Here is a 26,103-nt window from a genome sequence, read left to right as displayed (position 1 = left end):
GGTGGCCGGCGTGCGATCCTCAAATAGTGTCGCCAGCGGGCCCCGTTTCGTGAAAGCCTTTTGAGTTCGCTCAGCGACTTGAGCGTAGGTCCTCGTCCGGCCCTTATTCATCTCTGGCCCAGCCCTTGCTGTCGGCTGTCTTCGCTAGGAGGAATGCATAACACCTGCTGATCTCGTCGAGCTTTCTCACTAACTCGCCGTCCGATCCACCAAGCAAGGTTTGATAGCCCTCGCCTCTTGTTGACCTCTGCCAATCATTCGCAATAAAGCGCGCGGTCGCATTGCCGAGGGAAGAAACCCTTGGTTTAGGGCTGCCAAACGATACGGCTGCGCGCCTCAATCCGTCTAGGAAGCTTGCGTCATCGAGTCCGCTATAAGGTTTTCCTTCGGAATTCGTCGCATTGAGGAAGATCTGCTCGTCACCGACTACGCTATATCCGCCGCCCAAGCCATTTTTCGTTGCATCCGCTGCCTCGAAGAATCTCTGCGCCACGGTGGCGCTAAGGCTGCCCTGCGGAAACCGCACGATAACAAGGCCTGTCTTACCTGTCGTGTCGTCGAGGCGAGAGGTAAGAACGCGATATTGGCGCAAGACGTAGCCTAGCGAGCTGGCAAGCCTATCCGCCGCGGCATCATCGAGATCACCCTCGGTCTGAAGCGATGCATTTGTTTTGAGGAGATACCCGCCCGGCGTAACCTCTGTCCTCAAGGTCGCAGCGTCGATCCCGTTGTCTGTTATGATCTTTGGCACAATGTCTTTTGAGACTTCGGCTGAAAACGTCGCTCGATCAATATAGCTGGCCTGGCCGAGCCGCGGCAAATGGAAACCTACGGAGGGCGTTGCCCGATAGGACACAAGCACCTTTCGCTCTGCCAGCGCTGTATTCTGGGATGCTTAAGGGATGGAGGCAGCCTCTTTGATTTGGCAACATAAATTAAAATGCTGGTAGGTGATGCCGACGACGGCTTTTGGATTGCCCGCAGCAGCCGCAGATATGCGCGGCACTCGACAAAATTCTTCAGGCTCGTTGACTAGGATCATTCGTCGAGATGACAGTTTGAAATGTCACAAACTTTTCGCAGGCCCCGGAAAACCTGTTAATCCACGTTCGTTCACCTCTTGCACAATCCTTGAGACGGCACCCTGTTCTAGATCAAGGTGGTTCATCAACGCGGACTCCACCAGGGTCGTTGCCGTGCCTAGTTCAGACATTGCGTCAATTAGCTTCTCGAGGCTTTCAACAAACGCGGGCCGAAGTTCCGACGCAGTTAGTTCCATTCGTAAAGGGTGAGTGCAAAAACAGAACCGGTGGACGATTTTGCAAGCCTCGCAATTCGATGCTTCTTGCGCGATTTTAGTGAATATCGCTTCTGCCCTTAAGGCAAGTTCGTCAGAGGACAATTTATCCGCCACGGTCCAGCTCTCTGGGGCCTGCGGCCGCATTCGATTCAATGCCGAGATCAGGGTTTCACGTCCGACAACATAAACATCTAACAGAGCTCTTTCCGACATCGGCCTGGTGAAAAAGCCTCTTTGAGGGATGTATTGAATCTTCCCTTCAGCTGCGAGCCGCTGAAGCGCTTCGCGAACTGGTGTTCGACCAAGATCGAGCTTAGACGCTAGATCCTGTTCCCTGAGATGTTGCTCCGGCACACGGCCGTTACTGTGGAGAATTCTTCGAATAGCATCGTAGGCAATATCGGCCTTTGCAGGTTCTGGTTCAGTAGAAAAATTCGAGCCACCCCCACGACCTTGGGGCGCGTTCTTGCAACACCGCATTTGATAGTTTTCCTCTGTCGATATCCTTCAAGGACCCTACAGGAGCTTCTTGCTTTGAGACCGGACGGTCGCTTGGAATTGAAGGTCGAATTAGTCGACCCTTCCAATACCGGCACCGCGTTTCACGCCCGAACCAGATTCGGGATCAACCACCTGTATTACAGCCGCGGCCGTAATTGGCAGCTATCGCATTCTGCCGCTAAGTTCAATGCCATAGGCACAAGGCTGCGTCGGGATGGCGCGCTGGTCCAATGTCTACCGCCCGTCGTATTACGCGCAAGCGGCCGCCTTTAAGCGACCCGTGTCTCCAAGGCCTGGAAGTGCGATCAATGTACTGACAGTTTTCAAAATCAACATGTGCATGATAGCTCTTCGGTGGACGTGATCGGTTACTCCTATCAATCAGCTGATTATAGGCTTCGGCGGATTTGATGTAGCCGCGGCTCGCGAGAGCCTCGACTTGTCCATCAGTAGCGATGGCTTCGCCGTTGTCAGAATCGCCTCCAGCGCAATCAAAGACACGTTCAGATTTTGAATGAGACCATGTGATCTGATGCATTTGTTCCGGTTCGTGTTTGGTGGCGAGATGTGCTTTGGTTAGGTCCAGGCCTATGCTTGCCTCGTGTTCGGCAGGTGGTTGTTGCAATGTCGACAATATTTCAAGGCTCAGCTCCATGCCGGTCACTCCGGGACGGTTAACCCGATAATATCTTCCGCTATCTGCGACTTCGCGAAGCGCATCCAGATGCTCGTTCCGTGCGGCCGGCTGCCAGCGTATACCACGCCGTTGAGCAAGCACGCGTTCGCCATCGAGCAAGACGAGCCCCATTTCCGGGCTATCACACCTGGGTTCGTTTGGATGCATTTTGTCACGTCGGTTCATCTAAGCCTCCCGTCGCTGACCGGGGTAGTCCCATGCCGCGTGTTGAGCAGGTCTAGACGGCACTCCGCCATAGATCAATATTTAACAATAATATATTTTCTGATATATTTAGCCAATCGCCATTGCTTACGTTTATACTTTGTTGGGCGAGTACACAACTCGGTACGATATAGTATTACGCAAGGGAGTTCAAGATTTGCTTGAGTCCGCAAATGTTCGAGCTGACAATCTCCCGTTGGCGATGGCCAAACCTCGAAGTGGTAATGTACGGCTATGACTCCCTCAAGCAGCACGAAAAGTTCCCCTTCTATCTGACAACCCCGACATGTTGGTCGGATTGAGTATTTCGTCACCACCGGGCTAATCGCCAATGAGTTGAATTTACTGGAAGAATCTCAGTCTCGACGGAGACACTTCCTTCGCTCTTGTATTGAAAGTCGAACACCAGATTGCTGACAGGATAACGCGTGGGACGAACACCGGTTACGCCGAAGTCAGTTTACTCGGACCACCATTATATTCGGCCGGCAGAGAAAGCGTTCTCGGAAGGTCGGAAACGATGACATCCTGGCTCCCCTTGCGGTAGATCCGACTAGCTTTCGCTGGACGAGCGATGGTCTGACTTGACAGCTCTTGAGAAGAGCTCGGATTTTGACTCGTCAAGGATACGAAGGACCGCGGCCGCCCTAGGAGTTTTAGACAAGGTTTGAGACGTGCGTCGCGCTGAAGTCGCTACACAGCGGCCTGCAGCAGCTCACCGAGTACAGGAGGCGCTTAATGGGAGGCCCTTCAAGCTCCTACAGCTTATAGGGCCATCCAGGCTTCAGACTTAGCCGAGCTGGACGCTTCCGCCTAATTGGCTGGCGCGAAGGCTAGCGCCTGAAGTCATTCGTCGCACCCTTGCTGTAGAGACAGCTTGCCGACTGCGATTGGTGGAAACCCAGGCACGCGATCATCGTGGCACGGTGATCGATGAGCGAATCTGACCGCATTTATTCTTCCACCAATCGCAACACTGGGGGCGCGTCATATGCGCGGAACGTCTTAAGGTCGACTTGAACCATCGGGCCACGCGGCGTGTGTATCGTGAGGGTACTGATATCGACATCAATGCCGGATTTGTGTACGTCGCGGATGGCGTCATTCATTTTTTGAAGCGCTGCGCCTAGCCTTTCCTTAGCATGCTTCTGCCTTGTGAGGTAAGATGTCATGGTGCCCTGCTTGTTTGCTGCTTGAGTTCCGCTTATGCGGTCAATTTGATTCGCGCTATGAATCGATAGCGTTTCGAGCACGATCGAACGGGCTCCTCTTTAGTTTAGACACCGTTGCTGGTCGCTAAGTAACTGCTGTAGCAGGTCGGACCTTTGCAAATTTCGCATTCTTCCCTCCATGGCGAGACGAAAATATGCTTCCCGATCGTTGCGCGAGCTCCATTTCGCTTCAGCACCAGCGCAACCCATTTGGCCATAGAGAGTTGTTCGCCCTCGCCGTGGCGTGCAGTTTGCTGCGCCACATAGAACGCCAAACTGAAGTTTTTATTCCGCCCATTGGGCGCGATTTCAGGATGGCAATCTACAATAGGGAGAAATATTGGCATCGTGTCGTTATCATTAGTCCATTAAAAATATAGAATTACGGTCGCAAAAGGATGTCGCCGACATGAAAATTCTGGGTCTTGCGGGAAATGTAAAACGACCATCGCGAACTGCCTCCCTTGTGGAAGCACTTGTGTCGGCAGCCACATCGAAGCTGGGTCTCGATGGGCAAACCATAGAACTGGTTGACGCTGCCCCCATTCTCTTCAAGGCGCTTCGATCGGACCAGTTGGATGCCGAGGGGCGGGCGATTATCGACGCCGTCGAGGCGGCTGATGTCCTTGTTGTCGGGTCGCCGGTCTACCGGGCATCGTATACCGGCGCTCTCAAGCATCTCTTCGACCTTGTTGACTACCGCGCACTGACCGGAAAGCGGGTCATTCTGGCTGCCACAGGTGGCACACCGCTGCACGGTTTGATGACCGAACATCAGTTGCGCCCGCTATTCGGCTTCTTCAACGCCCTGACACTGCCGACGTCGATCTACGCTACCGAAACCGATTTCACGGATTATGAGATCGCCAGTCCTGTGGTTCAAGAGCGTATCGAGCGCGCCGTTTCAGAACTCGCTCAGGTGCTGCCGCTCTCTGATCACACCGCTGCCGCGCGCGCTCATGCAAACCGCCCGGCGCTCGCCGCCGCGTCAGCCTAGCCATTTCAAGAGGGAGAGTATCATGTCCTATGCCAGCAGAGAGCCGGTCAAATTCGCCTACTGGGTTCCCAATGTTTCGGGTGGCCTCGTCATTTCCAATATTGAGCAGCGGACGAGCTGGACGATCGAATATAACAGAAAGCTGGCGCAGATCGCCGAGGCCGGTGGCTTCGACTACGCGCTGAGCCAGATCCGTTTCACCGCCGGTTATGGCGCCGAATTCCAGCATGAATCCGTCTCCTTTAGCCATGCGCTGCTGAAATCGACGACAACGCTGAAGGTGATTGCCGCCATTCTGCCGGGACCATGGAATCCTACACTGGCGGCCAAGCAGATCGCCACCATCAATCACCTCACCAATGGTCGTGTCGCCGTCAATATCGTCAGTGGCTGGTTCCGAGGCGAGTTCCACGCAATTGGCGAGCACTGGCTTGACCATGACGAGCGCTACCGCCGCTCGGAGGAATTCATCCGCGCACTGCGCGGTATTTGGACCGAACACAATTTCACGTTCCACGGCGATTTTTATCGCTTCAACAATTATTCGCTTAAGCCCAAGCCGATCGATCCACAGCCGGAAATCTTCCAGGGCGGCTCCTCTCGCGCTGCACGCGACATGGCATCGCGTGTTTCCGACTGGTACTTCACCAATGGCAACACGCCGGAGGAAATCAGCAAGCAGGTGGCTGACATCCAGGGCAAGGCGAAGGCTAACGGTCATTCCGTCCGCGTTGGTGTCAACGCTTTCGCCATCGTCCGCGAGACCGAGGTAGAGGCAAGGGCCGTGCTCGCCGAGATTATTGAGAAGGCCAATCCAGAGGCGGTCAATGCCTTCGGGCACGAAGTCAAGAACGCCGGGAAATCATCACCTGAAGGCGAGGGTAACTGGGCGAAATCCTCTTTCGAGGACCTGATCCAGTACAACGACGGCTTCCGCTCCAACCTGATAGGGACACCCCGCCAGGTCGCCGAGCGGGTCATCGACCTGAAGCGCGCCGGCGCGGACCTCATCCTTCTCGGTTTCCTGCATTTCCAGGAAGAGGTCGAGTATTTCGGCAAGCACGTCATCCCGTTGATCCGCGAGTTGGAAGAAGCCGAAACGGCGACGGCCGTCGCCGCCGAGTAATCGCAACACGTTGTCGGCCGGCCCGCAAAGCCGGCCGCATCAACGATGACAGGCCAAGAACCCGGTGGTTCGTGGTGGGATAGCGTGCGCCTATGAACTCGTGGGCTCGTGGCGCGCCGTCGAAAGCAGGGGCTGCACACTATGACATTTGCCTTCGGAGGCTTGGGAGCGGCGCCGTTTCCGCCGGACGTTCAGGAGCACTTGGCCGGCTTGGACAGAGGAACAGGCGCGGCCTGGGCGTCGCCCATTGAAGCCGGCGCAACGGACGGCATCATTCTGGAGCTGGCCCGCATCGATCTATCCTTCGGTGGCGTCGTCGCCCTGAAGGATATCGATCTGTCCGTTTGGCGTGGCGAAATCCTCGCCGTTATAGGGCCCAACGGTGCTGGCAAGAGCTCGATCATCAATGTGATCAGCGGCGTATACCGACCCGATCGCGGTTTTGTGTGGCTCTCCGGGCGCCGCCATGCCCAGGTCCCGACGCAGAAACTTGCCCGTCTCGGCATCGCTCGCACGTTCCAAAACCTGGCATTGTTCAAGGGTTTGAGCGTTCTCGACAATGTCGTGGTGGGACGAGCGCACAAGACGCGGTCTAGCTTCGTCGAACAGATCGTCGGCCTCGGTCGAGCCCGCACGGAACAGAGGGATGCCCGCAGTCGGGCTTTCGAGGTGCTCGAGTTCCTCCACCTTTCGCATATTGGCGATCGTCTGGTCGGTACACTGCCTTATGGTCTGCAAAAACGGGTGGAATTGGCGCGCGCTCTGGTGGCCGAGCCCGACATCCTGCTGCTCGATGAGCCGATGGCCGGAATGACGGCGACGGAAAAGAACGAGATGGCCGATTTCGTGCGCGCCGCACGTGACAGGTTCGGTACCACCGTCGTGCTGATCGAGCACGATATCGGCGTTGTCATGGGGTTGTCCGACCGCGTTGTCGTGCTCGACTACGGCCGCAAGATCGCCGATGGAACACCCAACGAAATCCAGCGCGACCAGCGCGTGATTGATGCCTATCTCGGTGTCGCTCCCGAAAATGAAGAGGGGGCGGGCATCTGATGGCTGACTTCGACTGGCTGTTCTTCATGGAGGTTCTCGTCGGCGGCCTTTTGTCCGGCGTCATGTATTCGCTGGTCGCGATCGGTTTCGTCCTGATCTACAAGACATCCGGCGTCCTCAATTTTGCGCAAGGGGCGATGCTCCTGTTCGCGGCGCTGACCTTCGTCAGCGTGACGGAACGCGGCATTTCCTTCCCGCTCGCATTCGCGATCACCTTCGCGATCATGGTCGTTATCGGGATAGCTGTCGAGCGTACCGTGTTGAGGCCGCTGACCAACAAACCGCCGATCACGCTCTTCATGGCGACGCTCGGCCTCTCCTATATTATCGAGGGCGCTGCCCAACTGATCTGGGGCACGCAGGTGCACGGCCTTGATCTCGGTATCGAGGATGTGCCGTTCGATGTCGGTGGTGTCTACATCAGTCAATTCGACATCTTCGCAGCCGTCGTTGCCGCCTCCATGGTGCTGCTGCTCTCTGTCTTCTTCCGTTACACCCGCATCGGGCTCGGTTTTCGCGCCGTGGCCGACGATCAGTTCGCGGCGCTCGCCGTCGGGTTGAGACTGCCTTGGATCTGGGCGACGGTCTGGGCCACCGCAGGTCTGGTGGCGCTGGTCGCCGGTCTTTTGTGGGGAGCCCGCGTCGGGGTGCAATTCTCACTGTCGCTGATTGTCCTGAAGGCCTTGCCGGTTCTCGTCCTCGGTGGGTTCGACTCGATCCTCGGCGCGATCCTCGGCGGGTTGCTGATCGGCGCGTCCGAGAAGCTGGCTGAGGTCTATATCGGCGGATATTTCGGCGGCGGCATTGAGGGCTGGTTTGCCTATGTCATCGCGCTCGCCTTTCTTCTCGTGCGCCCTTCCGGCCTGTTCGGCCAGAAGCTTGTGGAAAGGGTCTGACCGATGTCCACGACCACCCATGATCTTTCGGTCTACAGTTTCCCGGCGCACTGGGCGACGCCATTGCGTTGGCTTGCCATTGCCTATGGTGTTGTGCCGCTTCTCGGGTCCGACTATCTCTTCGAGGCTATCCTGTTGCCGTTCCTGGCGCTCAGCCTCGCCGGCTTGGGGCTCAATATCCTCACGGGTTATGCAGGGCAGGTGTCACTGGGAAGTGCTGCCTTCATGGCTGTCGGTGCCTTCGCAGCGTTCAATCTCAATCTTCGCGTCGACGGTCTGCCATTGATCGTCAGCATGATTCTTGCTGGTCTTGCGGCGGCCGGCATCGGTCTGGTGTTCGGCCTTCCGAGCCTCCGCCTCAAGGGCTTTTACCTTGCAGTATCGACCCTCGCTGCGCAGTTTTTCGTGCAGTGGGCGCTGACCAAATTCAGCTGGTTCTCCAATGACTCCGCGTCCGGCGTGATCGATGCGCCGCAGCTTTCGGTCTCCGGATTTGTTTTCGATGACCCGGTCGGACGATACTATTTCGCGCTGACGGTGGTCGCCGTTCTCACTTTGCTGGCCCATCGGTTGGTGAATTCGCAGACCGGCCGCAATTTCATCGCCGTGCGTGACAACGAGACAGCGGCGCGGATCATAGGCGTGCCGGTGCTGAAAACCAAGCTTTTGGCCTTCGCAATCTCCTCCTTCATCATCGGCATCGCCGGAGTCCTGTGGGCGTTCGCCTATTTGCGCACGGTCGAGCCCGCCGGTTTCAATCTTGACCGGTCGTTCCAGGTCCTGTTCATCGTCATCATCGGGGGGCTTGCATCGATCCGCGGTGCTTTTTTCGGAGCGGCGCTGATCGTTGTGTTTCCCCTGGTCCTGTCCCGGCTTGGCTCCTTCCTGCTCGGAAATATCTTCAATTCAGGCGTGTTGGATATGAGTCAGCGCATCGTGCTCGGCGCGCTCATCATCCTCTTTCTGGTCCTCGAACCGGATGGGCTTGTCGCCCTTTGGGATCGGGTCCGAAAACGAATCCGTGCCGCCATCGTGCAGTCCTGATCGAAACGGAGCTATCAAGGCTCTCGAAATGCCACCAGCCCTTATCAGATCAACCCGGACCGGCGCCTTGCCCCGGTCGATACCCGGAGTATGTCCAAAAATGACGATCCTTGCCAAATTCAAGATTGCGGCTCTTGCCGCCGGCCTCGCCTTCACGGTGGCCCTGCCGATGGCCCATGCGGACGAACAATATTTCCCGCTCCAGAGCTATCGCGTCGGCCCCTATGCTGCCGGCGGCACCGGCTTCTTCGGTGGTTTCATCGATTATCTGAACCTGATCAACACGCGCGACGGCGGCGTGGGTGGCGTCAAGCTGACATGGTCGGAAGCTGAAACGCAGTACGAGGTCGAGCGTGGCGTCGAAGCCTACGAGCGCCTGAAGTCCAACCCGAACGTCGCCGCCTGGAACCCGCTTTCCGTCGGCATTGCCTATGCGATGATCGATCGCATCACCGCCGATAAGGTGCCGTTGATTACTATCAATCATGGCCGCACGGATTCGACCGATGGCCGCGTTTTCCCTTATGTTTTCCCGCTGCTGCTCAATCCATACAGTGAGACCTCAGGCATCGTGAACTACATCGCCGGCAAGGAAGGCGGTATCGAAAATCTCAAGGGAAAGAAGATCGTCGTTCTCTATCACGGCTCGCCCTATGGCAAGGAAACGATCCCGATTTACGAACTGCTGGCGCAAAAATATGGTTTCGAACTTCAGCAGATCGAGGTGCCGCATCCTGGCAACGAACAGCAGTCGCAATGGCTCACGATCCGCCGCGCCAAGCCAGACTTCGTCGTCCTACGCGGTTGGGGCGTGATGAACCCGGTCGCGCTGAAAACCGCAGCCAAGGTTGGCTTCCCGGCAGATCATATTATCGGAAACGTCTGGTCCAATTCAGAAGAAGACGTCATCCCCGCTGGTGATGCCGCCAAGGGCTATACGGCGATCACTACGCAGGCATCTGGCACAAAATACCCGGTCGTTCAGGAGATCGTCAAAACGCTCTACGACTCCGGCAAGGGCAACCTCGAAGACAAGAAGCGTATCGGGTCAGTTTATCATAACCTCGGTATCGTCAACGGCATCCTCAATGTCGAGGCAATCCGTATCGCGCAGGAGAAGTTCGGCAAGCGGACGCTCACGGGCGACGAGGTCCGCTGGGGTTTTGAACACCTACAACTCAACCCGGCGCGTGTCGAGGCGCTCGGCGCCAAGAGCCTGTTCCACTCGATCAACGTTACCTGGGATAATCATGAGGGCAACGGCTACGTGACTTTCCAACAGTGGGACGGGAAGAAGTGGAACGTTGTCTCTGACTGGATTGCACCGGACTGGGCACTGTTGCGGCCGATCATCGAGAAGTCCTCGGAAGCCTACGCGACCGAGAAGGGCATCAAGCTTCGTACCGCGGCAGACGCCGAAACGGCGACCAACTAATCCCTTCATGCCGCGCCTGACAACAGGCGCGGCATGAAGAGCTGGCGCGAGGGTGGTGCCTCTCTCTCCAACCTCTCGCCTTCTCTCAATCTCGCCTTTCAAGGCAAGAGGACACTGTCATGGCTCTGGAAACCACTCTGCTTGCGGTCGATGATCTGAAGGCAACGTACATTCACGCCATCACCGCACTCGACGGCGTCGGTTTCCATCTGGCGCGTGGTGAAATTCTGGCGCTCCTTGGCGCCAACGGCGCGGGAAAGACGACGACGCTCAAGGCGTTGTCCAATCTGCTTCCAGCCGAACGTGGGCAAGTCGTTTCCGGCAGCATCCGCTTCGACGGGCTCGATGTCCTGCGCACAAGCCCTGCTGCACTGGTGCGTGCCGGTCTCGTGCAGGTGCTTGAGGGCCGCCATTGCTTCCGCAGCCTGACGGTCGAGGAAAACCTCGTCTCCGGCGGGCTTGGCCGCAGCGGCACGCGCGCTGAGATCGCCGAGGATATCGAGAAGATCTACGCGCATTTCCCCAGGTTGAAGGAAAAGCGTCGTGCACTTTCCGGCCTGACCTCGGGTGGCGAGCAGCAGATGACGGCGATCGGCCGGGCGCTCATGTCGCGGCCGCGCCTCCTGGTTCTCGACGAACCATCCATGGGACTGGCGCCGCTCATCGTCCAGGACATTTTCCGGAAGCTCCGCCACCTCAATCGCGAAGAAGGTCTTTCTATCCTTGTGGCGGAGCAGAATTCCGCCGTCGCTCTGAAATATGCGGATCGCGCCATCATTCTCGAAAACGGCGCCACGGTGCTGACCGGTGACGCACAGGATCTGCGCGGGCGCGACGACATCAAGTCTTTCTACCTCGGCCAGAGAGCCGTGGCTCCCTCCATCCCCGCCGTTGTCGGCTAACACGATCCAAGAGGAGAAACACCGTGACCCATCCTACCATAAATACCGAAAATGCCGCAAAGGCCGTGCCACCTGTTCCACGCCCGTCGCAGCCCGCCCACATTATCAAGACTGACGCCGAAGCGATTGCCATCGCCAAGACACTCGCGGCAGAGTTCGTCAAGGAATCGGCAGCACGCGATCGCGACCGCATCTGGCCGGTCAAGGAACTGGACGCGTTTTCGCAAAGCGGGCTTTGGTCTATCAACGTGCCGAAGGCCTTCGGCGGTCCCGAGGTCTCTTATGCGACGCTTGCGAAGGTCATCGAGATCATCTCGGCGGCCGATTCATCCATCGGACAAATCGCGCAAAACCACCTGGGTGTGGTCGCCGCCATCCGCACGGTGTCAGACGAAGACCAACAGAAGCTGCTCTTCGCGGAAGTGTTGAAAGGAACGCGCTTCGGCAATGCCTTCTCCGAATTTGGATCCAAGCGTGCGGTCGACTTCGAAACAAAATTCGTTGATGCCGGAGATCATGTCGTGGTCAACGGCCAGAAATTCTACTCGTCAGGAGCGCTGCTCGCGCATCTGGTGCCAATCGTGGCACTGGATGACGAGGGCAGGGCCTGGTACGCAATTGCCGAGCGCGGTGCCCCGGGTCTGACTGTCATCGACGACTGGTCCTCCTTTGGCCAGCGTACCACGCTGTCGGGCACGGTACTGCTTAACAACGTCAAAGTGTCGAAGACGCATCTCGTGCCTGGCTACAAAGGGTATGAAGTGCCGACTGCGGACGGAGCGATCTTCCAGATTATCCAAGTGGCTGTCGATACCGGCATCGCGCAGGCCGCGATTGACGAGACCGTCAGTTTTGTGCGCACCAAGAGCCGCGCCTGGGTGGATTCCGGCGTCGACAACGCTTGGGACGATCCGTACACAATCCAGGCGATCGGGGACTTGACGCTAAGGCTTCATGCGGCGCAGGCGCTGCTTGAAAAGGCAGGTTATGCCATTGACCGAGCGATCCTCGACCCGAACGCGGGAACCGTTGCGGAAGCCCAGATCGTTACCGCCGAAGCCAAGATCCTCTCCACTGAGATCGCGATCGCGGCCGCCAACAAGTTGTTCGAACTGGCAGGAACGCGCTCGACCCTTGCAGAGCACGGGCTTGATCGCCACTGGCGCAACGCCCGCACCCATACTCTGCACGACCCCGTCCGCTGGAAGTATGCCATTTTGGGTAAGTATTTCCTGAACGGCGAGAAGCCACCGCTCCACGCCTGGAGCTGAGGGTTTCGATCTGCAAAGCACCCTGAGATTAGGTGCTCTGCAGATTTGTCTCCAGCGTATACGAGGGAAGAAGTTGTGGCCTTCGTCAACGACTGTCGCGGACATTGTTGTCACTGCTCGGCCGCCGATCGTCATAGCCCCAAGTCTTTTTCATATTCTGCCGGCCATCTACGAAGGGCGCATAGTCGTCCGGAGATAAACATTTTGGCATCCATTATTCAAATCCCTCAGATCAAATCAATGGATTTCACTAATTCGCTCTTGGAAAACATAAGGGGGGCTGGCAGCGCAGGCTGCCTCACAAGGAGTATATGCGATGATGATCAAAGGCACTGATAGCAGCCCCTTTATTAACGGATCCGATGACAACGACACAATCTATGCACGCGAGCTCAATGACTGGATCAAAGCCGGCGGCGGCGATGATTGGGTTTGGGCTCAAGCCGGCCACGACGTGATCTTTGCCGGTGACGGCCATGACATTGTCTATGCGGGGGATGGCTCAGACACAATCCATGCTGGTGATGGTGACGACCTCCTGTATAGTGACGGCTCATTCAAAGCCTTCAACCCCTTCGAAGTGCGCCGCGTAATACCACATAGCGGCGAGAGCGACGACAGGCTCGACGCCGGTAAGGGAAGGGATACCCTGGTGGCCGGCGACGGCGCAGATGTTCTGACTGGCGGCGAAGACGGCGACGCCTTCGTGTTTCGGTTCCACGATCCTATGGTTGGAACAACGCACTGGTATACGACTGTGACGGATTTCGACCCGAAGCAAGACCGTTTTGTCATGGACGCCGGTGACTTCGGCAAAGGGGATCTGTTTGGCGCAAATTTCATCAACCACTCGAAGGGTTTCCCAGGCGAATTTGTGGACACTTTCTACAATGGCGAGGCCGCGAAAGCGCACGGTCAGCACGTCGTGGTAATCACGGATCGAGGGTTCACGTCTGGCTCTGCCGCCGCGACCGCTATTCACGACGAAGTCCCCGGTGACATCATTGTCTACCATGACGAAAAAACTCTCGGTCAAGATGGCAAAACTCACGGTGCGACACTAGCCTATGTCGATTCTGCGAACCACGCGCATGCCTTCGCTCATGTCGACAATCTGCACGACATGTCGGATCTTACCTCGCTTACGGCGGAAAATTTCGGCTTCATTTAATTCGAAGATCCGAGGAGCGTTCCACCCTTGGGGCGCTTCTCTTTCCCAACGTGGCGCAGGGAACTGAAAATAGAAACGACGTGATTTATTGATCGACTGCACCAGTAAAGGTACGCCATTGAAACAAGTTCTCGTCGCCGATGACGACGCCGCCATGCGCCACCTGCATCCTGGGGCGGTTGCGCAAGCTGACTTTCTTCTCGCTGGCTGAGGCTAATGCCGCTATTGGCACTTGATCGCATCAACGATCACCTCATGCGTCGATTGGGTGTTACCCGGCGGCAAGTATTTGAACGTGTCGAACGTGCTGCGCTCGCTAGCCTCCCGGGTGAAACTACGAATTCGCCGAATGGCGTCTGGTCCGTGTCTCGACCGATTATCACGTCGAGTTCAAAAGCTTCTTTTATTCCGTCCCCCATGCCCTCATTCGCCAGCAGGTCGATCTTAGAGCAACGGCGCGCACCATCGAGATCTTTTACCGCGGCAAGCGCATCGCCGTCCATCAGCGCCGCTATGGCGGCTGTCGTCATGGAACCGACCCAGATCACATGCCCAGTTCCCACCGGCGATACGCTGAGTGGATACCAGATCGCTTTGGGCGCTGGGGCGCATCCATCGGTCAAAGCATGCCGCGAGGATTTCTCCGTTGCATACCACCGCGTTCCCCGGCTGTTCGCCACGCTCGCGCTTGCAAGGGGTGACGGGCGATACGGCAGAATCCCCAAATCTATCGCCAAGACCGACCTGCTGATCCTCGATGACTGGGGACCGGAAAAACTCAGCGATGATCAGCGCCGCGATCTTCTCGAGATCATCGAAGACCGCTACGAGCGTCGCTCGACGATCGTCACAAGCCAGGTGCCCCTGGATCGCTGGTGGGAAATTATTTCAAACCCAACGCCGCCGATGCGATACTGGATCGCCTCGTTCACAACGCCGAGGCATCGATATCATTGGCGAAAGTATGCGCAAACAGCGTTCACCGATGGCGCTTGAAACACAGCAAAGCTTGACCTGGCACAAAACCCGATCCAAACATCAAACAGACCCAGGATCAGCCCGAAAAATGGCCGGCTTCAAATCGGAATCGGTGGCCGGTTTCATCGGAATACGCACCCAATGCAACATCTGAAGATCGACCTGATCGGCTTGCTTAATGCCAACGAAGCGCATCGTCGGTCGCCTTGCAGCTTCTGCGATCGCCGCAGCATCGATGATGTCATTCTTGTTCGATTTTACATAGACTTCACTGCGCCGGGATGATGCGGACGGAATGCCCCATCGTCTGCAACTTGGCGCAAGCCATTGGGAACCCGGACGGGATTCCATTCCGACAAGCGTTCTGTTCGCTCGTTCGAAGAACTGCAGTAGCGTCTCGCGCCGGAACTATCCAGGCCGACCACGTGGAAGAGGTTCTTTCCGATATCGATGCCGAAGACGGCGCATTGGCGCAGTTGGTTGCGATCCATAATTTCAGCCCTCCTTTGCCCACCTCCGTTATGCTCTCGGGAGACAGGGCGGACCATCCCATTAGCTCTAAGCCCTGCTCGTAAGCGGGAGGTGGTGAAGGGCATGTGCCGCGATTGGACGACCTCCCGGCCGGCGCCAATACAACTCAGGCGCTGGCGCGCTAATGACGTGATCAGGTTAAACCATCCCGCATCCAGCGCTCGGCTATTGCGAATGTGCGGATTGGATGTTTGCATTTGCGGCTGCAACCGTCGAGGCCTCCCTGGGTGACGCGACTTTGGGAGCCGCAAAACCACCGCGGATTGCTACATTCAACCGCACGTGATCCTTGGCCAGTTGTTGGATCGCCGCAGCGAGGCTCGCCTGAGCGCTGGACACCTGCCTTTGCGCTTCGAGAACATCGAGGAGAGAAGAGGCGCCATCCGTGTACGAGGCCGTCGAAAGCTTCAGTGCTTCTTCGATCGTTTCTACTTGCCTGCGACGTGAGTTCTCTGTGTGAACGTCGCGTCGGACGGCTGTCAAAGCGTCCTCGACTTCCTGCACAGCTGTCAGGACGGTTAATTTCCAGCTTATGTAGGCTGCTGCGGCGTCCGATTTAGAAGTCTCCACGTTTGCCCGCAAACGGCCGCCGTCCAGAATTGGGAGGTCGAGGCTCGGCCCGAAGGACCATTTCAAGATACCCCCGTGACGGCCGCGCTGCTTGGTATAGGAAGGGGTGATCGAGCCGGAGAGCGTTATCGCGGGGTAAAGCTGTGCTTCCGCCACGCCGATCTGTGCAGTCGCGGCGGCGAGATCCCGTTCAGCCTGGCGAATATCGAATCGATTGCGAATAAGATCGGCGGGAATGCCGGCATTGATCTTTCCGCGATAGACCGGCTGCCCTTCACTTTTCTGCAGTTGCTTGATCACTGTTTCCGACGGCAAAGCGAGGAGGGCCGCAATGTGATGCGCCGACACGCGAAAATTCAGTTCTAGCCTTGGTATTTCGGCAATCGTCGATCGGACAAGTCCTTCGGCTTGCAAGACATCCAGCCGGGAAGCCGCTCCCGCTTCGACTTGAAAATTCGTGAAATCGTAGGTCTCCTGGCGGGACTTCAGGTTCGCTCGGGAAATCGAGACGCGCTGCTGGTAGTACCGGGCGTCGATGTAGGAGGAAACAAGATCTTTGATTAGAGCTAGCTTTGCGGCGTCGACAGCCGCATGCGCAGAATCAAGAGAAGCCAGTGCGCTTTCAGTGCTGCGCCGGTACTGACCGAATACGTCCAGCAGCCAAGTCAACGATAGTTGCACGCTGGAGATATTCTGTGTGCTCGTGACATCTCCCCCTTTGCCGATCTCGCCGCTTGACGTGTGTGATGCCTTGGGAAGGCCCCCGGCGCCAGCGATGGTGACGTCCGCGGCGGCGGCATTAACCCTTTCGAGCGCCTGCTGAACACTGAGGTTCTCATCCAGGCCGGAGGCAACGTACTGGTTGAGCGTACGATCTGAAAACGAATCCCACCACGCCGACACCGCAACATCGCCGGCGCTCTGTTTTGCACCCTCGGAAAACTTCTCCGGCAAAGGCGTTTCCGGCGGTGCATGGTCGGGCCCGAGCATGCAAGATGACAAAAGTAGCGGCAACACCGCAGCGGCCAGACGGAACGAATGCAATCAATCAGCCTCCATTACAGCGAAATTCAACTCAAACCCGTTTCGCCTGCCCGAAGGATGATGCCAGCGCGCAATTGCCGACGCAGCAGATCGAGAATTCCGGCGTGACACTACGAAATCGCGTGCAGCCAAAACAACAAGTCGACACCCGCTGGCGCGAGCTGGCGTCAAATCCCTTTAGGCCTGTCGTTCGGATCAAACTGAATTATAGTGATCCAATTAGCAGTGAGTGCCGGTCGGTTCTCGTTCTCGATCTCCACCGTAACCTCGTAGGTAGTCACCAGCATGCTTGCGCCGCGAAATTGACATTCAGAGAGAACGAAGCGACCGCGCACACGGCTGCCGGTCTTAACTGGTGACATGAAACGCACCCGGTCTAAGCCGTAGTTAAGGCCCATGGTCTGCTCGCGGATCTTTGGCATGCCGCTAAAGTTCATCGCCGACAGAAGCGAGAGTGTCAGGAAGCCGTGAGCGATAGTGCCACCAAACGGGCTTTCGACTGCCGCGCGTTCCGGGTGCACGTGGATGAATTGATGATCGTGTGTCGCATCGGCAAAGAGATCGATTGTAGTTTGATCAACGGTTATCCATTCGGATTTACCGAGCTCCTGGCCAATTCGCGACGGCACGTCGGCGAGCGAAAGTTCGTGCATACGACCTCACTTATTTGATGTCTGATCAAGTCGTGGATTTTCTCGGAGGCGAGTTGCGATCTAACCAATCGTCACGATCATTCGACTGTGACTGATTTAGCCAGATTCCGCGGCTGGTCCACATCTGCCCCCATGACGACCGCTGTGTGATACGCAAGAAGCTGCAGCGGCAGAGAAAAGATCATCGGCGAGATAATCTCCTCGACATTGGGTAATACGATAGTGTGCATGGTGGGGAGTTTCGACATCGAAGCTCCCGTCTCGTCTGTGATCAGAACGATGCGGCCGCCGCGGGCAGCCACTTCCTGCATATTGGAGACAGTCTTATCGAAGAACCGATCATGTGGCGCGATGACGATGACTGGCATATTTTCGTCGACCAATGCGATCGGACCGTGTTTTAATTCTCCTGCCGCATAACCTTCGGCATGGATATAGGAAACCTCCTTAAGCTTCAGCGCACCTTCCATGGCCAATGGGAAACTTGTGCCGCGGCCGAGATAGAGCACGTCGCGGTAATTCGACAATTCCCGTGACAAGAGCTCTATCTTCGGCTTGATGTCGTTCAGCACCTGTCGCATAACGCTCGGCAACGTCGCCAAACTTTGGACGAGCAATTGTTCCTCGCCATCTGTGATCGTGCCTCGCGCCTTGCCTGCGCCGATGGCTAACGCCGCGAGAACAGCAAGCTGGCAAGTGAATGCCTTGGTAGAAGCAACGCCGATCTCTGGCCCGGCGAGGATCGGAAAGATGGCATCTGCCTCGCGGGCAATAGTTGATTCTCGGGTATTGACGACAGCGCCTATTCTCAGACCCTGTGCTTTGCAATAGCGCAGCGATGCAAGCGTGTCAGCCGTCTCACCAGACTGAGAGATGAAGAGCGCTGCCGACTGCGGCGACAACGGGATTTCGCGGTAACGGAATTCAGAGGCGACATCAATTTCAACCATTAAGCGTGCGTAGCGCTCGAACCAATATTTGCCAATCAATCCCGCAAGATATGCCGTGCCGCAGGCGGCGATCGCGAGGCTCTCAACCCTGGCGAAATCGATGTCGGTTGAAGTCGTTGTGACATGACTATCTTTGACATTGATGTAGTGCCCAAGAGCACCGGCGATGACCTCGGATTGCTCGTAGATTTCTTTTTCCATAAAGTGCCGGTGATTGCCCTTGCAGACCAGGTCGGCGGTAGCAATCGATCTGTGCCGCGGGCGCGTAACGACTTTGCCTTCGATATCGAAAACCTGGACACTCGTTTTGCCTACAACAGCCCAATCGCCATCGTTCAGATATGTGATGTCATTGGTGAACGGAGCAAGAGCGATCGCGTCGGAGCCTAGAAACATCTCACCATCGCCGTGGCCTATCACTAACGGTGGTCCATTGCGCGCCACCATAATGGTCGCGGGATCATCCTCGAACAGGATGGCAAGAGCGAAGGCGCCCTCGACGCACTTCAACATGGCATGCATTGCCTCAAGGCATCCCATGCCATCCCGGCGGAATTTTGTCAGGAGATGCGCAATCACCTCGGTGTCCGTGTCAGTCTGGAACTTGGCCCCTACCTCCGCCAATGCGTCCTTTAGCTTGGAGAAATTTTCGATGATGCCGTTATGAACAACGGCTACACCATCGGTAAAGTGCGGGTGAGCGTTGCATTCTGTCGGTGCGCCATGGGTCGCCCATCGTGTGTGGGCAATGCCGACAGTGCCGCTCAGGGGCGCTTCTTTCAATCTCGTTTTAAGGTTCCCGAGCTTGCCTTCCGCACGGCGCCGGTGCAATTCTCCTTCGAAGATCGTAGCAACGCCGGATGAATCATAGCCGCGATATTCCAGCCGCCCCAAGGCTTCGATCAGCCGCTCCGACACGGGCTTATGTCCCACTATGCCAACAATCCCACACATGCTCGTCACCCATGTCCCAAGAGCCCCCGACAGGTAATCAGGAGGCGGACGCCGCTCGGCGCGTGTCCTCCAGCGCGTGCTAATAAATCCAAACAGATTAGTACAATTGATTGTTGGGATAGCTATCATCCACGTTATGGATGCAGGTGTACTTAGGTAGGTGGTCAATCAACGCTGTACGTGGCGAAAGGCGCTTTCTGCAGAGTGGGACCGATAGGCTGCGCCGGGTGATCGGTGCCTACTTCTGAAGATGTTCCTGGCGACAGCAAGATATTTACCGACGACATACCGCGCGTGGATTTCTATTCAGAGCGAGCAATTGTCATTCATCGCGCGCACGAAAACAATTCGTGCTCATGCAGGTGAAGCGGTCTGTATCTGCGAGTTGAGCCTTAAACGTAATTGACCCCTTCGCATGCGACCAGTTCGCAACTCATAAATCGGAAGCAGAACCAGCATCTCCTGGAAAACATCAGTCGATCTAGATTCGACAGGTTGGTTTCGGGCGCCGATGGGAAGGAGGCTTTGGCATGGGACGAACGCAGGCTATCTTCAAACGGTCTCCGAGGAAAGGTCACATGGCCGCGTGTGTCGGCAGTAGATGGTGCCTTAAGTTTTCGACAGGACAGCCGGATCCTGACGCTGGAATCCGGCGGTCCGGTGCAATGTGCAGCCGGTCGTAGCAAACGCGATCAGTAAATCACTTAGCACGACTGCCCGACCGCATTTGCAAAGAGAACTGCGTCAGAGTGCCGACGGTCGCACGGGCCATGGCGACCCAGAATCGTCGTTCGCACAAGCAACGAGACTACCCCTTACCACCGGATTTTCGCCCGACGCCTAGTTTTATGATTGCGGCAAGCGTCCACCAACCCTGACCCGAGCTGGATTTCCCATCGCCGTGCTTCCTGCAGGAACATCTCGAGTGACCACGCTACCAGCGCCAATGACAGCATGATCGCCGATCGTCACGCCCGGGAGAATGATTGCTCCACCACCAATCCAGACGTGCCTGCCAATGCTGACCGGTCGTCCCAACTGCAACCCAGCCTGGCGCTGCTCTGGATCATGTGGATGGTCCGCAGTATAAATCTGCACAGCGGGCCCTATTGCGGTTCCGTCGCCGATAGTCACTGCTGCCACGTCAAGGATGACGCAGTTGAAATTGATGTAGACCCACGCTCCGATACGGATGTTGAACCCGTAATCGCAGTGGAACGGAGGACGAATAGCAGCTCCAAGCCCGACAGCCCCCAATCGTTCTACCAGAAGCGCATGCCACCGCTCGGCGGGGTCGCCCAGCGTGTCATTGTACCGTTTCAGCCAAGCCCCGGTGAGGAGCAACTCGGCTTGGATCTCAGGATCCGCTGCGTTATACATCTCGCCTGCGAGCATCTTTTCTTTTTGGCTGCGTGTCATCGTCTCTTCTCAGATCTTGTTCGAGGAGTGGTCGGTCATTGCGCTCGGATTCACCTGGTTGCCGGCAGAGCGCACAGAGGAGTTAACAGCAATCTTTCGCCTTTTCGCGGTCTGGTTCGAAAGTCATCTGCTCAAGCGCGGCAAATCCTGCAGATAGGCAGACCGGGAGCGACCTTCGCATTCACCGGCTGGGGGAGGGCACAATAAGATGTGTCTATTTAGCTTGGCAGATTCCGAACACAGCGGCAAGCGCATAGGCAGACCAAGGCTGACTAAGAGACCGTCATAAAAAGACTTTTACTCAAGTTACTGCCCGGCTTCCCGAAGGTTTATTCTATTCCAGTCTCTATGGGCCGTCCGCCTTGCTCGATGCCGGCGGGAATGCAAATCGTCAGCGTCTTGGCGGGGCGCGGCATGACGAAGGGCTGGTTCACCGACGGAGGCCGCTATCGCGGCCGCCGTCAATAGAATCCTTGGAACCTGAAAGATTACCGCTGGCCAGTGCCTATGAACTGCTCATTAGCTGTAGTTTCTTTCACCCACCGATTGCTTCTTAGCGTGCAGAATTGGGTCGCCAGGGTGACAAGCGCGCGACAGCGGGCGGAGGTGGATATTCCACTTTCCGCCTCACCTTCGCGCAAGACCGGACGAGAACTGCTGGATGTAGGAAATTCACCCCTTACTGGCAGGCGGTCAGGCCCCCCGGATTTCGAATGGCGGCAAAACCGACGCCGTCGATCGTGTCGTCGTTACGGGCAATGAAGCAGTAATTGTCATCGGCGGGGGGAGCGGCGACGATGCAGGAGTTGGCCCCAGCCGGAATGACATAGGTGTCGGCTCCGACGATCGCAAAGACGGAGGCCGTTCCGTTCGGATGGGGCACCGGCTGCTTGGTGAAGAGGATCGCGTCGTTCGGCGGGGCGACCGCAATGGGCTGGTAGTTCCGGCAATCGGACGAAAAAACGAGTTGCGCGGCGGCAGGCAGCGCTGTTGCGAGGATAGAGACGATGGAAATGGCAAGCCCGGCAGCGATTTTATCGCGACGTGCTGTTTGGCCAGCGAATTTCGACGTGATACGTAACATTGCTATATTCCTTTCGGTTCAAGGGTTGGCTTGTTCAAGCGTCAATGATGATCCGGTTCTCTGGGTCTACGGTCCTCCTGTCGCCGAAAAGGTTCCGTCAGCTTTGTAAGTCACGGTGTAGCTCGCGTAGCCGATGGTGAAATCGCAGCATGCCGAGTTGCTCTCGTCATAAGTCACGGTGCTTCCGACCGGCTGGTAGCCCATCTTCACGAAAAAGATCTGTTTCGGTATGCAGTTCATGACGGCGTTGGGGAAAGGAGCGACGAAGCTCGAGAGTATGATAGCTTGATTGTCGTTCAGTGCGACGACGCCACAATAGAGCTCGGGACGCGGCAACGGCGTGTAGGAAGGCACGTTTATGCCAAATCCTCCGATCGCAACTCCGGCTTGATTGGCGGGCGCGGAAAGTCCAAGCGGATCGAGCGTCAAGGTCGTGCAATTGTCCGGCGAACCGTCGACCGTGGTGAGCGTAACCGGTCGGAACGCCGAGCTGCTGCCGACCACGGATAGCGTGGCGGCATTGAGCGAGAGAAGCGCGATAAGCTGCGAGGGGGACGCCGCCTGTTTGGTGCTGAGGGCACCTGCATAGACCTGACTGTCCAAACCGAAATTTATCTGCGCTCCCGAACTTGCGTAATTGCCGATGCTTTGGCAGCCGAGACTGCCGCTGAGGATGGGACCATGGCTCGGCAGCAACGGAAATGCCGCCTGCTTCTGGAAAACATAGAAATATTGCGTCGTCTGCGAGAAGTTCCGAACGATGATCTGGTAGGACGAACTGGTCATGGCGTGTGACAATCCCCTCTGAGATCAAGCCTGTCCGTCGCCCGGCGGGCGGCGGCAACGCGCGAATGCTGCGCATGCAGGTGAAGAGGGGACGGTTCTTCACCTGCATGGCTGCCAAGGTTTACTGGAGCTGCGTCGTCCAGGTGCCGTCAGATTTCAGGCTGACGTTGCAGACGGAATAGCCGCCGGTGAAGTCGGAAAGCGCCGCGTTCACGCTCGACTGCGTGAAGTTCATCACGACACCTGGCGTGTAGGCGCCGGTCTGGACATAATATTTCAGGATCGGCTGGCAATCGGTATTGCTGGCCGGGTTTGCCTGCACGAAGTTGGAGAGCACGATGCCGCCATTGACGGCAACCGCTGAGCCGACATTGAAGTAGGGCGGCGAGTTGAAAACCGGCGTGGTGATGCGGAATGCGCCAGGCTGTACACCTTCCCCGTAGATTGGCGAGGATAGTCCGAGCGGATTGACCGTCGCAGTCGTCCAGTCGTTCGGTTTACCGCTGCCACCCGAACTCGGAGCAAGATCAATGGCGCGGCTGGCTGACGAGTAGCCAGATGATGCGCCAATTTGCGGCGGTGTATTCGCCTGCTGGATGCCGGCATAATATTGCAGGTTGACCTGGAAGGTCAGGATCGCGCCGGTGTTGTCGTAGTTGCCGAGCGACTGCGAGAAAAGGCTGTTCGAATAGACTTGCCCGCCGCCGGTATAAATTGCCGGTTGCTGGAAGAAGTAGAAGTTTTGCGTCTGGGATTCGTAGTTTTTCACGTTGATGGTCAACATTGTAGACATGTCGGCAACCCTTCTGCGTTGATAGTGAAAACAAGGGTCTTCGCGTCGGCGAGGGCAGGGTGGGCTAGCCTTCCTGCCGGTCTCGTCATTGAAACCCTAACTAGAAAGATCGTTGATACGGTGAATTTGAGCAACCTAAAGCTGTTGAGCGCAAGGTAAAAAAACCGTGCGGAATTGTGCTTAGCGTAACGCTTGTTCCGGAGGGATGGATTCGAGCAGCCCAATAAGATTGGACCGAGCCGCCGCAGATCGGCCACGTAGCGCCATTACCCACAGCAATTCCGTGGCGGAGATCGCGCTGTTCCTATGCCCGTCTATGGTCCCTCGCCCCAAGAGCAGCCAATCGAGGGAAACATCCAGCAGGCGCGCGAGAGCGCAGGCGCTTTCGAGGGACGTATGGCCGCCATTTTGCCAGCGCGAGACGGCCGCGACTGATACATTCAGTTCGGCTGCAAGAGCGTGTACTTTCCGGAACTTGCCCCGAGATATCGCTTCTCGAATGCGTTTGCCGCGGGCTGGATCGTAGGTCACGAACGATTCTTCCTTGGTTGCGTTGAATTGGCAGCCACAGCGAGCTTGAGATCGATCAAGCTTCGGAAATGCCTGTGAAAATGAAAGGTAAGTCGAAGCGCCGGTCAATCTGGTGAAATATCCAGATTGCTCGAGGTCGGCGCCTGTTGTGAAACATCGACGATCAGGAGGAACGGATATGTTGCGGATACTCACCAAAGACATGCTCGAGACCGATCGACGTGCGTTCGATGCAATGTTTCGGGCTCGCGCCGTCGTTTTTCGCGATCGGCTGGGATGGCAGGTCGATGTCCGGGATCAATGGGAGAGGGACCGATATGATGAGGTCGAAGATCCCGTATATCTCGTCACTCAACGACCTTCGGGCACACTGACAGGTTCGCTACGCCTGCTGCCGACCACTGGCGCGACGATGCTCAAAAGCGAGTTTCGGCATTTCTTCGATCAGCCTATCGACGTCGACAGCCCGACGACCTGGGAATGTACTCGCTTTTGCGTTCACCCATCTGCCGGACACATCGCGCAATCGCGCGCAGTCGCCACCGAACTGCTCTCAGGGCTTTGCGCTCTTGCCCTCGGCGCCGGTATCGAAAACATCGTCGGCGTCTATGATGGGGCGATGGTCGGGGTGTATCGCAGGCTCGGCTGGAGGCCGACGCCGCTTGCCCGATCACTGCCCGAGATCGGCAAACTGTATGTCGGCCTGTGGGACGTGACTGGAGATAACTGTCGGACACTTCGCACCAACCTAGCCCGACTTCTCAATCAAACCTCTTCCTGTCCTGGCAGGGCCCTTGTCGATGGTGGCATGCGGTAAGGCCAGTCGCCGTCCCGCCGCCCACAGTGTCGTCAGTTCCTTAACCTGTTCTTCACATCGCGCCATGGTTGCCATAAAACGTTCTTTTCTCGTTCACCGCGAAATGTTACGACTACCCCAGTCAGGAAAACACACAACCGCGAGTCCATCTCATGCTGAGCAGTTCTCGTTTTTTCTACAGTTTGGACCGGATCTCCGCATCGCCGACGTTGGAAGATCTGGAAACGACGCTGGACGAAGTCCGCCACATCTATGCGATATCGCACATGGTTCTGCATGTGACCCGCTCCTCGGGCGCAGCGGCCAACAATCCATTGCTGATGCTGACCTACCCGCCCGAGTGGGTGAAGCAATATCTTGCCCGGGATTACTTCAGCATCGATCCCGTCGTGCGGCTCGGACAGCGCGGCTTTCTGCCCGTGGAATGGTCCGCGTCAAAATGGGATTCAGGGCGCGCTCACGGCTTCTTTAAGGAGGCGATGGCCTTCGGTATCGGGCAGCAAGGCGTGACACTGCCGGTGCGTGGGCCTCACGGGGAGCGATCGCTGTTTACGATCACCTCCAATCAGCCCGCCTCCTACTGGCGTCGGTTCCGCATGGACAGCATGCGCGACCTCCAGTTTCTCGCCCACCATCTCCACGACAGGGCCATGGTTCTGTCGGGCCTGAGAAAAACTGCGGATTTTCCGCAATTGTCGCGCCGCGAACTGCAATGTCTCGATATGACGGCCAGCGGCCTAATGGCAAAGCAGATCTGCGCCCGCTTGTCCATTTCGGTAAGTGCGGTGCAGCTCTATCTTGCGTCGGCACGCCGAAAGCTGACCGTCGCCACGACCAGTGAAGCTGTCGCCAAAGCCACGGCGCTCGAATTGATATCAGCGTGGTGATAGCTTTCTCCGATGACCACGAAGGCCGCAAAGTCACCGAAGGTTCATCAATGCCAACAAGCAGCGGTGCCGAGCCCACTTCGTCAGACGTGTGTGCTCGCTGATGCCGGAAAGAGCGGGCGACCGGCTGCATCCCTCTCATCCCACAGCCTTTGCCCCGAGACGGCGGAGTAGCATGGTTTGCGCGGAGGAAAATTTCAGATGCGAGAGTATCCGAGGAATTAGAGCGAGACTATTTGACAGGATTGCGGTGCCTGCTTCAAGCATGTGCCGCTGGCCTTACAAGGGTTAGTCG

24 protein-coding genes and 3 pseudogenes are annotated in these 26,103 nt (G+C 56.9%); 14 read left to right on the top strand and 13 right to left on the bottom strand.

Annotation, left to right across the window (positions count from 1 at the left end):
* Positions 1-103: 103 nt before the first annotated feature.
* From EEQ99_RS28375 to EEQ99_RS34775, 3 genes are all read right to left on the bottom strand, one after another.
* Positions 104-862 carry a hypothetical protein gene (locus tag EEQ99_RS28375; RefSeq protein ID WP_244604855.1) on the bottom strand — a complete coding sequence of 253 codons (759 nt, stop codon included), beginning with the start codon at positions 860-862 and terminating at the stop codon, positions 104-106.
* A gap of 204 nt (positions 863-1,066) precedes the next feature.
* Entirely contained in the window at positions 1,067-1,780 is a 714-nt protein-coding gene (locus EEQ99_RS28370; RefSeq protein WP_127431433.1) for a GntR family transcriptional regulator, read from the bottom strand.
* Between the two features lie 205 nt (positions 1,781-1,985).
* A complete protein-coding gene (locus EEQ99_RS34775; RefSeq protein WP_164735975.1) occupies positions 1,986-2,663 on the bottom strand; it encodes a hypothetical protein in 678 nt (225 codons plus the stop codon).
* Positions 2,664-3,280: 617 nt separating this feature from the next.
* Here EEQ99_RS34775 and EEQ99_RS35500 point away from each other — a divergent pair.
* Positions 3,281-3,373, top strand: a pseudogene (locus EEQ99_RS35500) (helix-turn-helix domain-containing protein); the annotation flags it as partial.
* 282 nt (positions 3,374-3,655) lie between these two features.
* Here EEQ99_RS35500 and EEQ99_RS28355 read toward each other — a convergent pair.
* Positions 3,656-3,955 carry a hypothetical protein gene (locus tag EEQ99_RS28355; protein WP_244604854.1) on the bottom strand — a complete coding sequence of 100 codons (300 nt, stop codon included), beginning with the start codon at positions 3,953-3,955 and terminating at the stop codon, positions 3,656-3,658.
* A gap of 367 nt (positions 3,956-4,322) precedes the next feature.
* On the opposite strand from EEQ99_RS28355, the gene msuE reads away from it, so the two are divergent.
* From msuE to EEQ99_RS28300, 11 genes and pseudogenes are all read left to right on the top strand, one after another.
* Complete coding sequence (gene msuE / locus EEQ99_RS28350) at positions 4,323-4,910, top strand: FMN reductase (protein ID WP_127431432.1); 588 nt, start codon at positions 4,323-4,325, stop codon at positions 4,908-4,910.
* Positions 4,911-4,932: 22 nt separating this feature from the next.
* Positions 4,933-6,036: a dimethylsulfone monooxygenase SfnG gene (gene sfnG / locus EEQ99_RS28345; protein ID WP_127431431.1), complete on the top strand. Its 1,104-nt coding sequence runs from the start codon at positions 4,933-4,935 to the stop codon at positions 6,034-6,036.
* A gap of 162 nt (positions 6,037-6,198) precedes the next feature.
* Positions 6,199-7,092: an ABC transporter ATP-binding protein gene (locus EEQ99_RS28340; RefSeq protein WP_373289165.1), complete on the top strand. Its 894-nt coding sequence runs from the start codon at positions 6,199-6,201 to the stop codon at positions 7,090-7,092.
* Complete coding sequence (locus EEQ99_RS28335; RefSeq protein WP_127431429.1) at positions 7,092-7,988, top strand: branched-chain amino acid ABC transporter permease; 897 nt, start codon at positions 7,092-7,094, stop codon at positions 7,986-7,988. Before EEQ99_RS28340 ends, EEQ99_RS28335 begins: the two co-directional genes overlap by 1 nt.
* Positions 7,989-7,991: 3 nt before the next feature.
* Positions 7,992-9,032, top strand: coding sequence for a branched-chain amino acid ABC transporter permease (locus tag EEQ99_RS28330; RefSeq protein ID WP_127431428.1), 1,041 nt, complete (start codon positions 7,992-7,994; stop codon positions 9,030-9,032).
* Positions 9,033-9,132: 100 nt separating this feature from the next.
* The gene (locus tag EEQ99_RS28325) at positions 9,133-10,467 is read left to right on the top strand and encodes an ABC transporter substrate-binding protein (protein WP_127431427.1); all 1,335 of its coding nucleotides are present in this window, start codon (positions 9,133-9,135) and stop codon (positions 10,465-10,467) included.
* Positions 10,468-10,586: 119 nt separating this feature from the next.
* The gene (locus EEQ99_RS28320) at positions 10,587-11,369 is read left to right on the top strand and encodes an ABC transporter ATP-binding protein (RefSeq protein WP_127431426.1); all 783 of its coding nucleotides are present in this window, start codon (positions 10,587-10,589) and stop codon (positions 11,367-11,369) included.
* A 23-nt stretch (positions 11,370-11,392) separates the two neighbouring features.
* Positions 11,393-12,640: an SfnB family sulfur acquisition oxidoreductase gene (locus EEQ99_RS28315; RefSeq protein WP_127431425.1), complete on the top strand. Its 1,248-nt coding sequence runs from the start codon at positions 11,393-11,395 to the stop codon at positions 12,638-12,640.
* A 316-nt stretch (positions 12,641-12,956) separates the two neighbouring features.
* Entirely contained in the window at positions 12,957-13,811 is an 855-nt protein-coding gene (locus EEQ99_RS28310; protein WP_127431424.1) for a calcium-binding protein, read from the top strand.
* Positions 13,812-14,167: 356 nt separating this feature from the next.
* Positions 14,168-14,512, top strand: a complete 345-nt coding sequence (locus tag EEQ99_RS35620) for a Mu transposase domain-containing protein (RefSeq protein ID WP_373289166.1) — start codon at positions 14,168-14,170, stop codon at positions 14,510-14,512.
* Positions 14,433-14,787: pseudogene (locus EEQ99_RS28300) on the top strand (ATP-binding protein); the annotation flags it as partial. The gene EEQ99_RS35620 and the pseudogene EEQ99_RS28300, both read left to right, overlap by 80 nt.
* A gap of 134 nt (positions 14,788-14,921) precedes the next feature.
* Here the strand turns inward: EEQ99_RS28300 and EEQ99_RS35615 are convergent.
* The 9 genes and pseudogenes from EEQ99_RS35615 to EEQ99_RS28255 all read right to left on the bottom strand — a co-directional run.
* Positions 14,922-15,280: pseudogene (locus EEQ99_RS35615) on the bottom strand (IS110 family transposase); the annotation flags it as partial.
* Between the two features lie 205 nt (positions 15,281-15,485).
* Positions 15,486-16,934 carry an efflux transporter outer membrane subunit gene (locus EEQ99_RS28290; RefSeq protein WP_127431423.1) on the bottom strand — a complete coding sequence of 483 codons (1,449 nt, stop codon included), beginning with the start codon at positions 16,932-16,934 and terminating at the stop codon, positions 15,486-15,488.
* Positions 16,935-17,101: 167 nt separating this feature from the next.
* Positions 17,102-17,587: a MaoC family dehydratase gene (locus EEQ99_RS28285; protein ID WP_011654219.1), complete on the bottom strand. Its 486-nt coding sequence runs from the start codon at positions 17,585-17,587 to the stop codon at positions 17,102-17,104.
* A gap of 77 nt (positions 17,588-17,664) precedes the next feature.
* Entirely contained in the window at positions 17,665-19,491 is a 1,827-nt protein-coding gene (gene glmS / locus EEQ99_RS28280) for a glutamine--fructose-6-phosphate transaminase (isomerizing) (RefSeq protein ID WP_127431422.1), read from the bottom strand.
* A gap of 846 nt (positions 19,492-20,337) precedes the next feature.
* Positions 20,338-20,910 (bottom strand): nodulation O-acetyltransferase NodL, encoded by a 573-nt coding sequence (gene nodL, locus EEQ99_RS28275; RefSeq protein WP_127431421.1) that lies wholly within the window; start codon positions 20,908-20,910, stop codon positions 20,338-20,340.
* Between the two features lie 679 nt (positions 20,911-21,589).
* On the bottom strand, positions 21,590-21,994 hold the full coding sequence (locus tag EEQ99_RS28270) for a hypothetical protein (RefSeq protein ID WP_127431420.1): 405 nt from the start codon (positions 21,992-21,994) through the stop codon (positions 21,590-21,592).
* Positions 21,995-22,060: 66 nt separating this feature from the next.
* Entirely contained in the window at positions 22,061-22,780 is a 720-nt protein-coding gene (locus EEQ99_RS28265; protein ID WP_127431419.1) for a hypothetical protein, read from the bottom strand.
* A 121-nt stretch (positions 22,781-22,901) separates the two neighbouring features.
* Positions 22,902-23,573, bottom strand: coding sequence for a hypothetical protein (locus EEQ99_RS28260; RefSeq protein WP_064649264.1), 672 nt, complete (start codon positions 23,571-23,573; stop codon positions 22,902-22,904).
* Positions 23,574-23,753: 180 nt separating this feature from the next.
* A complete protein-coding gene (locus tag EEQ99_RS28255) occupies positions 23,754-24,104 on the bottom strand; it encodes a helix-turn-helix domain-containing protein (protein WP_127431515.1) in 351 nt (116 codons plus the stop codon).
* A gap of 178 nt (positions 24,105-24,282) precedes the next feature.
* Here EEQ99_RS28255 and EEQ99_RS28250 point away from each other — a divergent pair, with 178 nt between their 5' ends.
* Positions 24,283-24,921, top strand: a complete 639-nt coding sequence (locus EEQ99_RS28250) for an acyl-homoserine-lactone synthase (protein WP_127431418.1) — start codon at positions 24,283-24,285, stop codon at positions 24,919-24,921.
* Between the two features lie 152 nt (positions 24,922-25,073).
* Entirely contained in the window at positions 25,074-25,808 is a 735-nt protein-coding gene (locus EEQ99_RS28245) for a helix-turn-helix transcriptional regulator (protein ID WP_127431417.1), read from the top strand.
* Positions 25,809-26,103 lie beyond the last annotated feature (295 nt).

Origin of the sequence: Rhizobium anhuiense, assembly GCF_003985145.1 — a bacterium.
GTDB lineage: Bacteria > Pseudomonadota > Alphaproteobacteria > Rhizobiales > Rhizobiaceae > Rhizobium > Rhizobium anhuiense.
This window is presented reverse-complemented; position numbering and strand designations above follow the sequence as displayed.

What these genes read in the sequence shown, in the direction of transcription:
- EEQ99_RS28370 (WP_127431433.1), bottom strand. Translation starts at nt 1,780, where the DNA reads ATGCGGTGTTGCAAGAACGCGCCCCAAGGTCGTGGGGGTGGCTCGAAT.
- EEQ99_RS34775 (WP_164735975.1), bottom strand. Translation starts at nt 2,663, where the DNA reads ATGAACCGACGTGACAAAATGCATCCAAACGAACCCAGGTGTGATAGC.
- msuE (WP_127431432.1), top strand. Translation starts at nt 4,323, where the DNA reads ATGAAAATTCTGGGTCTTGCGGGAAATGTAAAACGACCATCGCGAACT.
- sfnG (WP_127431431.1), top strand. Translation starts at nt 4,933, where the DNA reads ATGTCCTATGCCAGCAGAGAGCCGGTCAAATTCGCCTACTGGGTTCCC.
- EEQ99_RS28335 (WP_127431429.1), top strand. Translation starts at nt 7,092, where the DNA reads ATGGCTGACTTCGACTGGCTGTTCTTCATGGAGGTTCTCGTCGGCGGC.
- EEQ99_RS28330 (WP_127431428.1), top strand. Translation starts at nt 7,992, where the DNA reads ATGTCCACGACCACCCATGATCTTTCGGTCTACAGTTTCCCGGCGCAC.
- EEQ99_RS28325 (WP_127431427.1), top strand. Translation starts at nt 9,133, where the DNA reads ATGACGATCCTTGCCAAATTCAAGATTGCGGCTCTTGCCGCCGGCCTC.
- EEQ99_RS28320 (WP_127431426.1), top strand. Translation starts at nt 10,587, where the DNA reads ATGGCTCTGGAAACCACTCTGCTTGCGGTCGATGATCTGAAGGCAACG.
- EEQ99_RS28310 (WP_127431424.1), top strand. Translation starts at nt 12,957, where the DNA reads ATGATGATCAAAGGCACTGATAGCAGCCCCTTTATTAACGGATCCGAT.
- EEQ99_RS28285 (WP_011654219.1), bottom strand. Translation starts at nt 17,587, where the DNA reads ATGCACGAACTTTCGCTCGCCGACGTGCCGTCGCGAATTGGCCAGGAG.
- glmS (WP_127431422.1), bottom strand. Translation starts at nt 19,491, where the DNA reads ATGTGTGGGATTGTTGGCATAGTGGGACATAAGCCCGTGTCGGAGCGG.
- nodL (WP_127431421.1), bottom strand. Translation starts at nt 20,910, where the DNA reads ATGACACGCAGCCAAAAAGAAAAGATGCTCGCAGGCGAGATGTATAAC.
- EEQ99_RS28270 (WP_127431420.1), bottom strand. Translation starts at nt 21,994, where the DNA reads ATGTTACGTATCACGTCGAAATTCGCTGGCCAAACAGCACGTCGCGAT.
- EEQ99_RS28265 (WP_127431419.1), bottom strand. Translation starts at nt 22,780, where the DNA reads ATGACCAGTTCGTCCTACCAGATCATCGTTCGGAACTTCTCGCAGACG.
- EEQ99_RS28260 (WP_064649264.1), bottom strand. Translation starts at nt 23,573, where the DNA reads ATGTCTACAATGTTGACCATCAACGTGAAAAACTACGAATCCCAGACG.
- EEQ99_RS28250 (WP_127431418.1), top strand. Translation starts at nt 24,283, where the DNA reads ATGTTGCGGATACTCACCAAAGACATGCTCGAGACCGATCGACGTGCG.
- EEQ99_RS28245 (WP_127431417.1), top strand. Translation starts at nt 25,074, where the DNA reads ATGCTGAGCAGTTCTCGTTTTTTCTACAGTTTGGACCGGATCTCCGCA.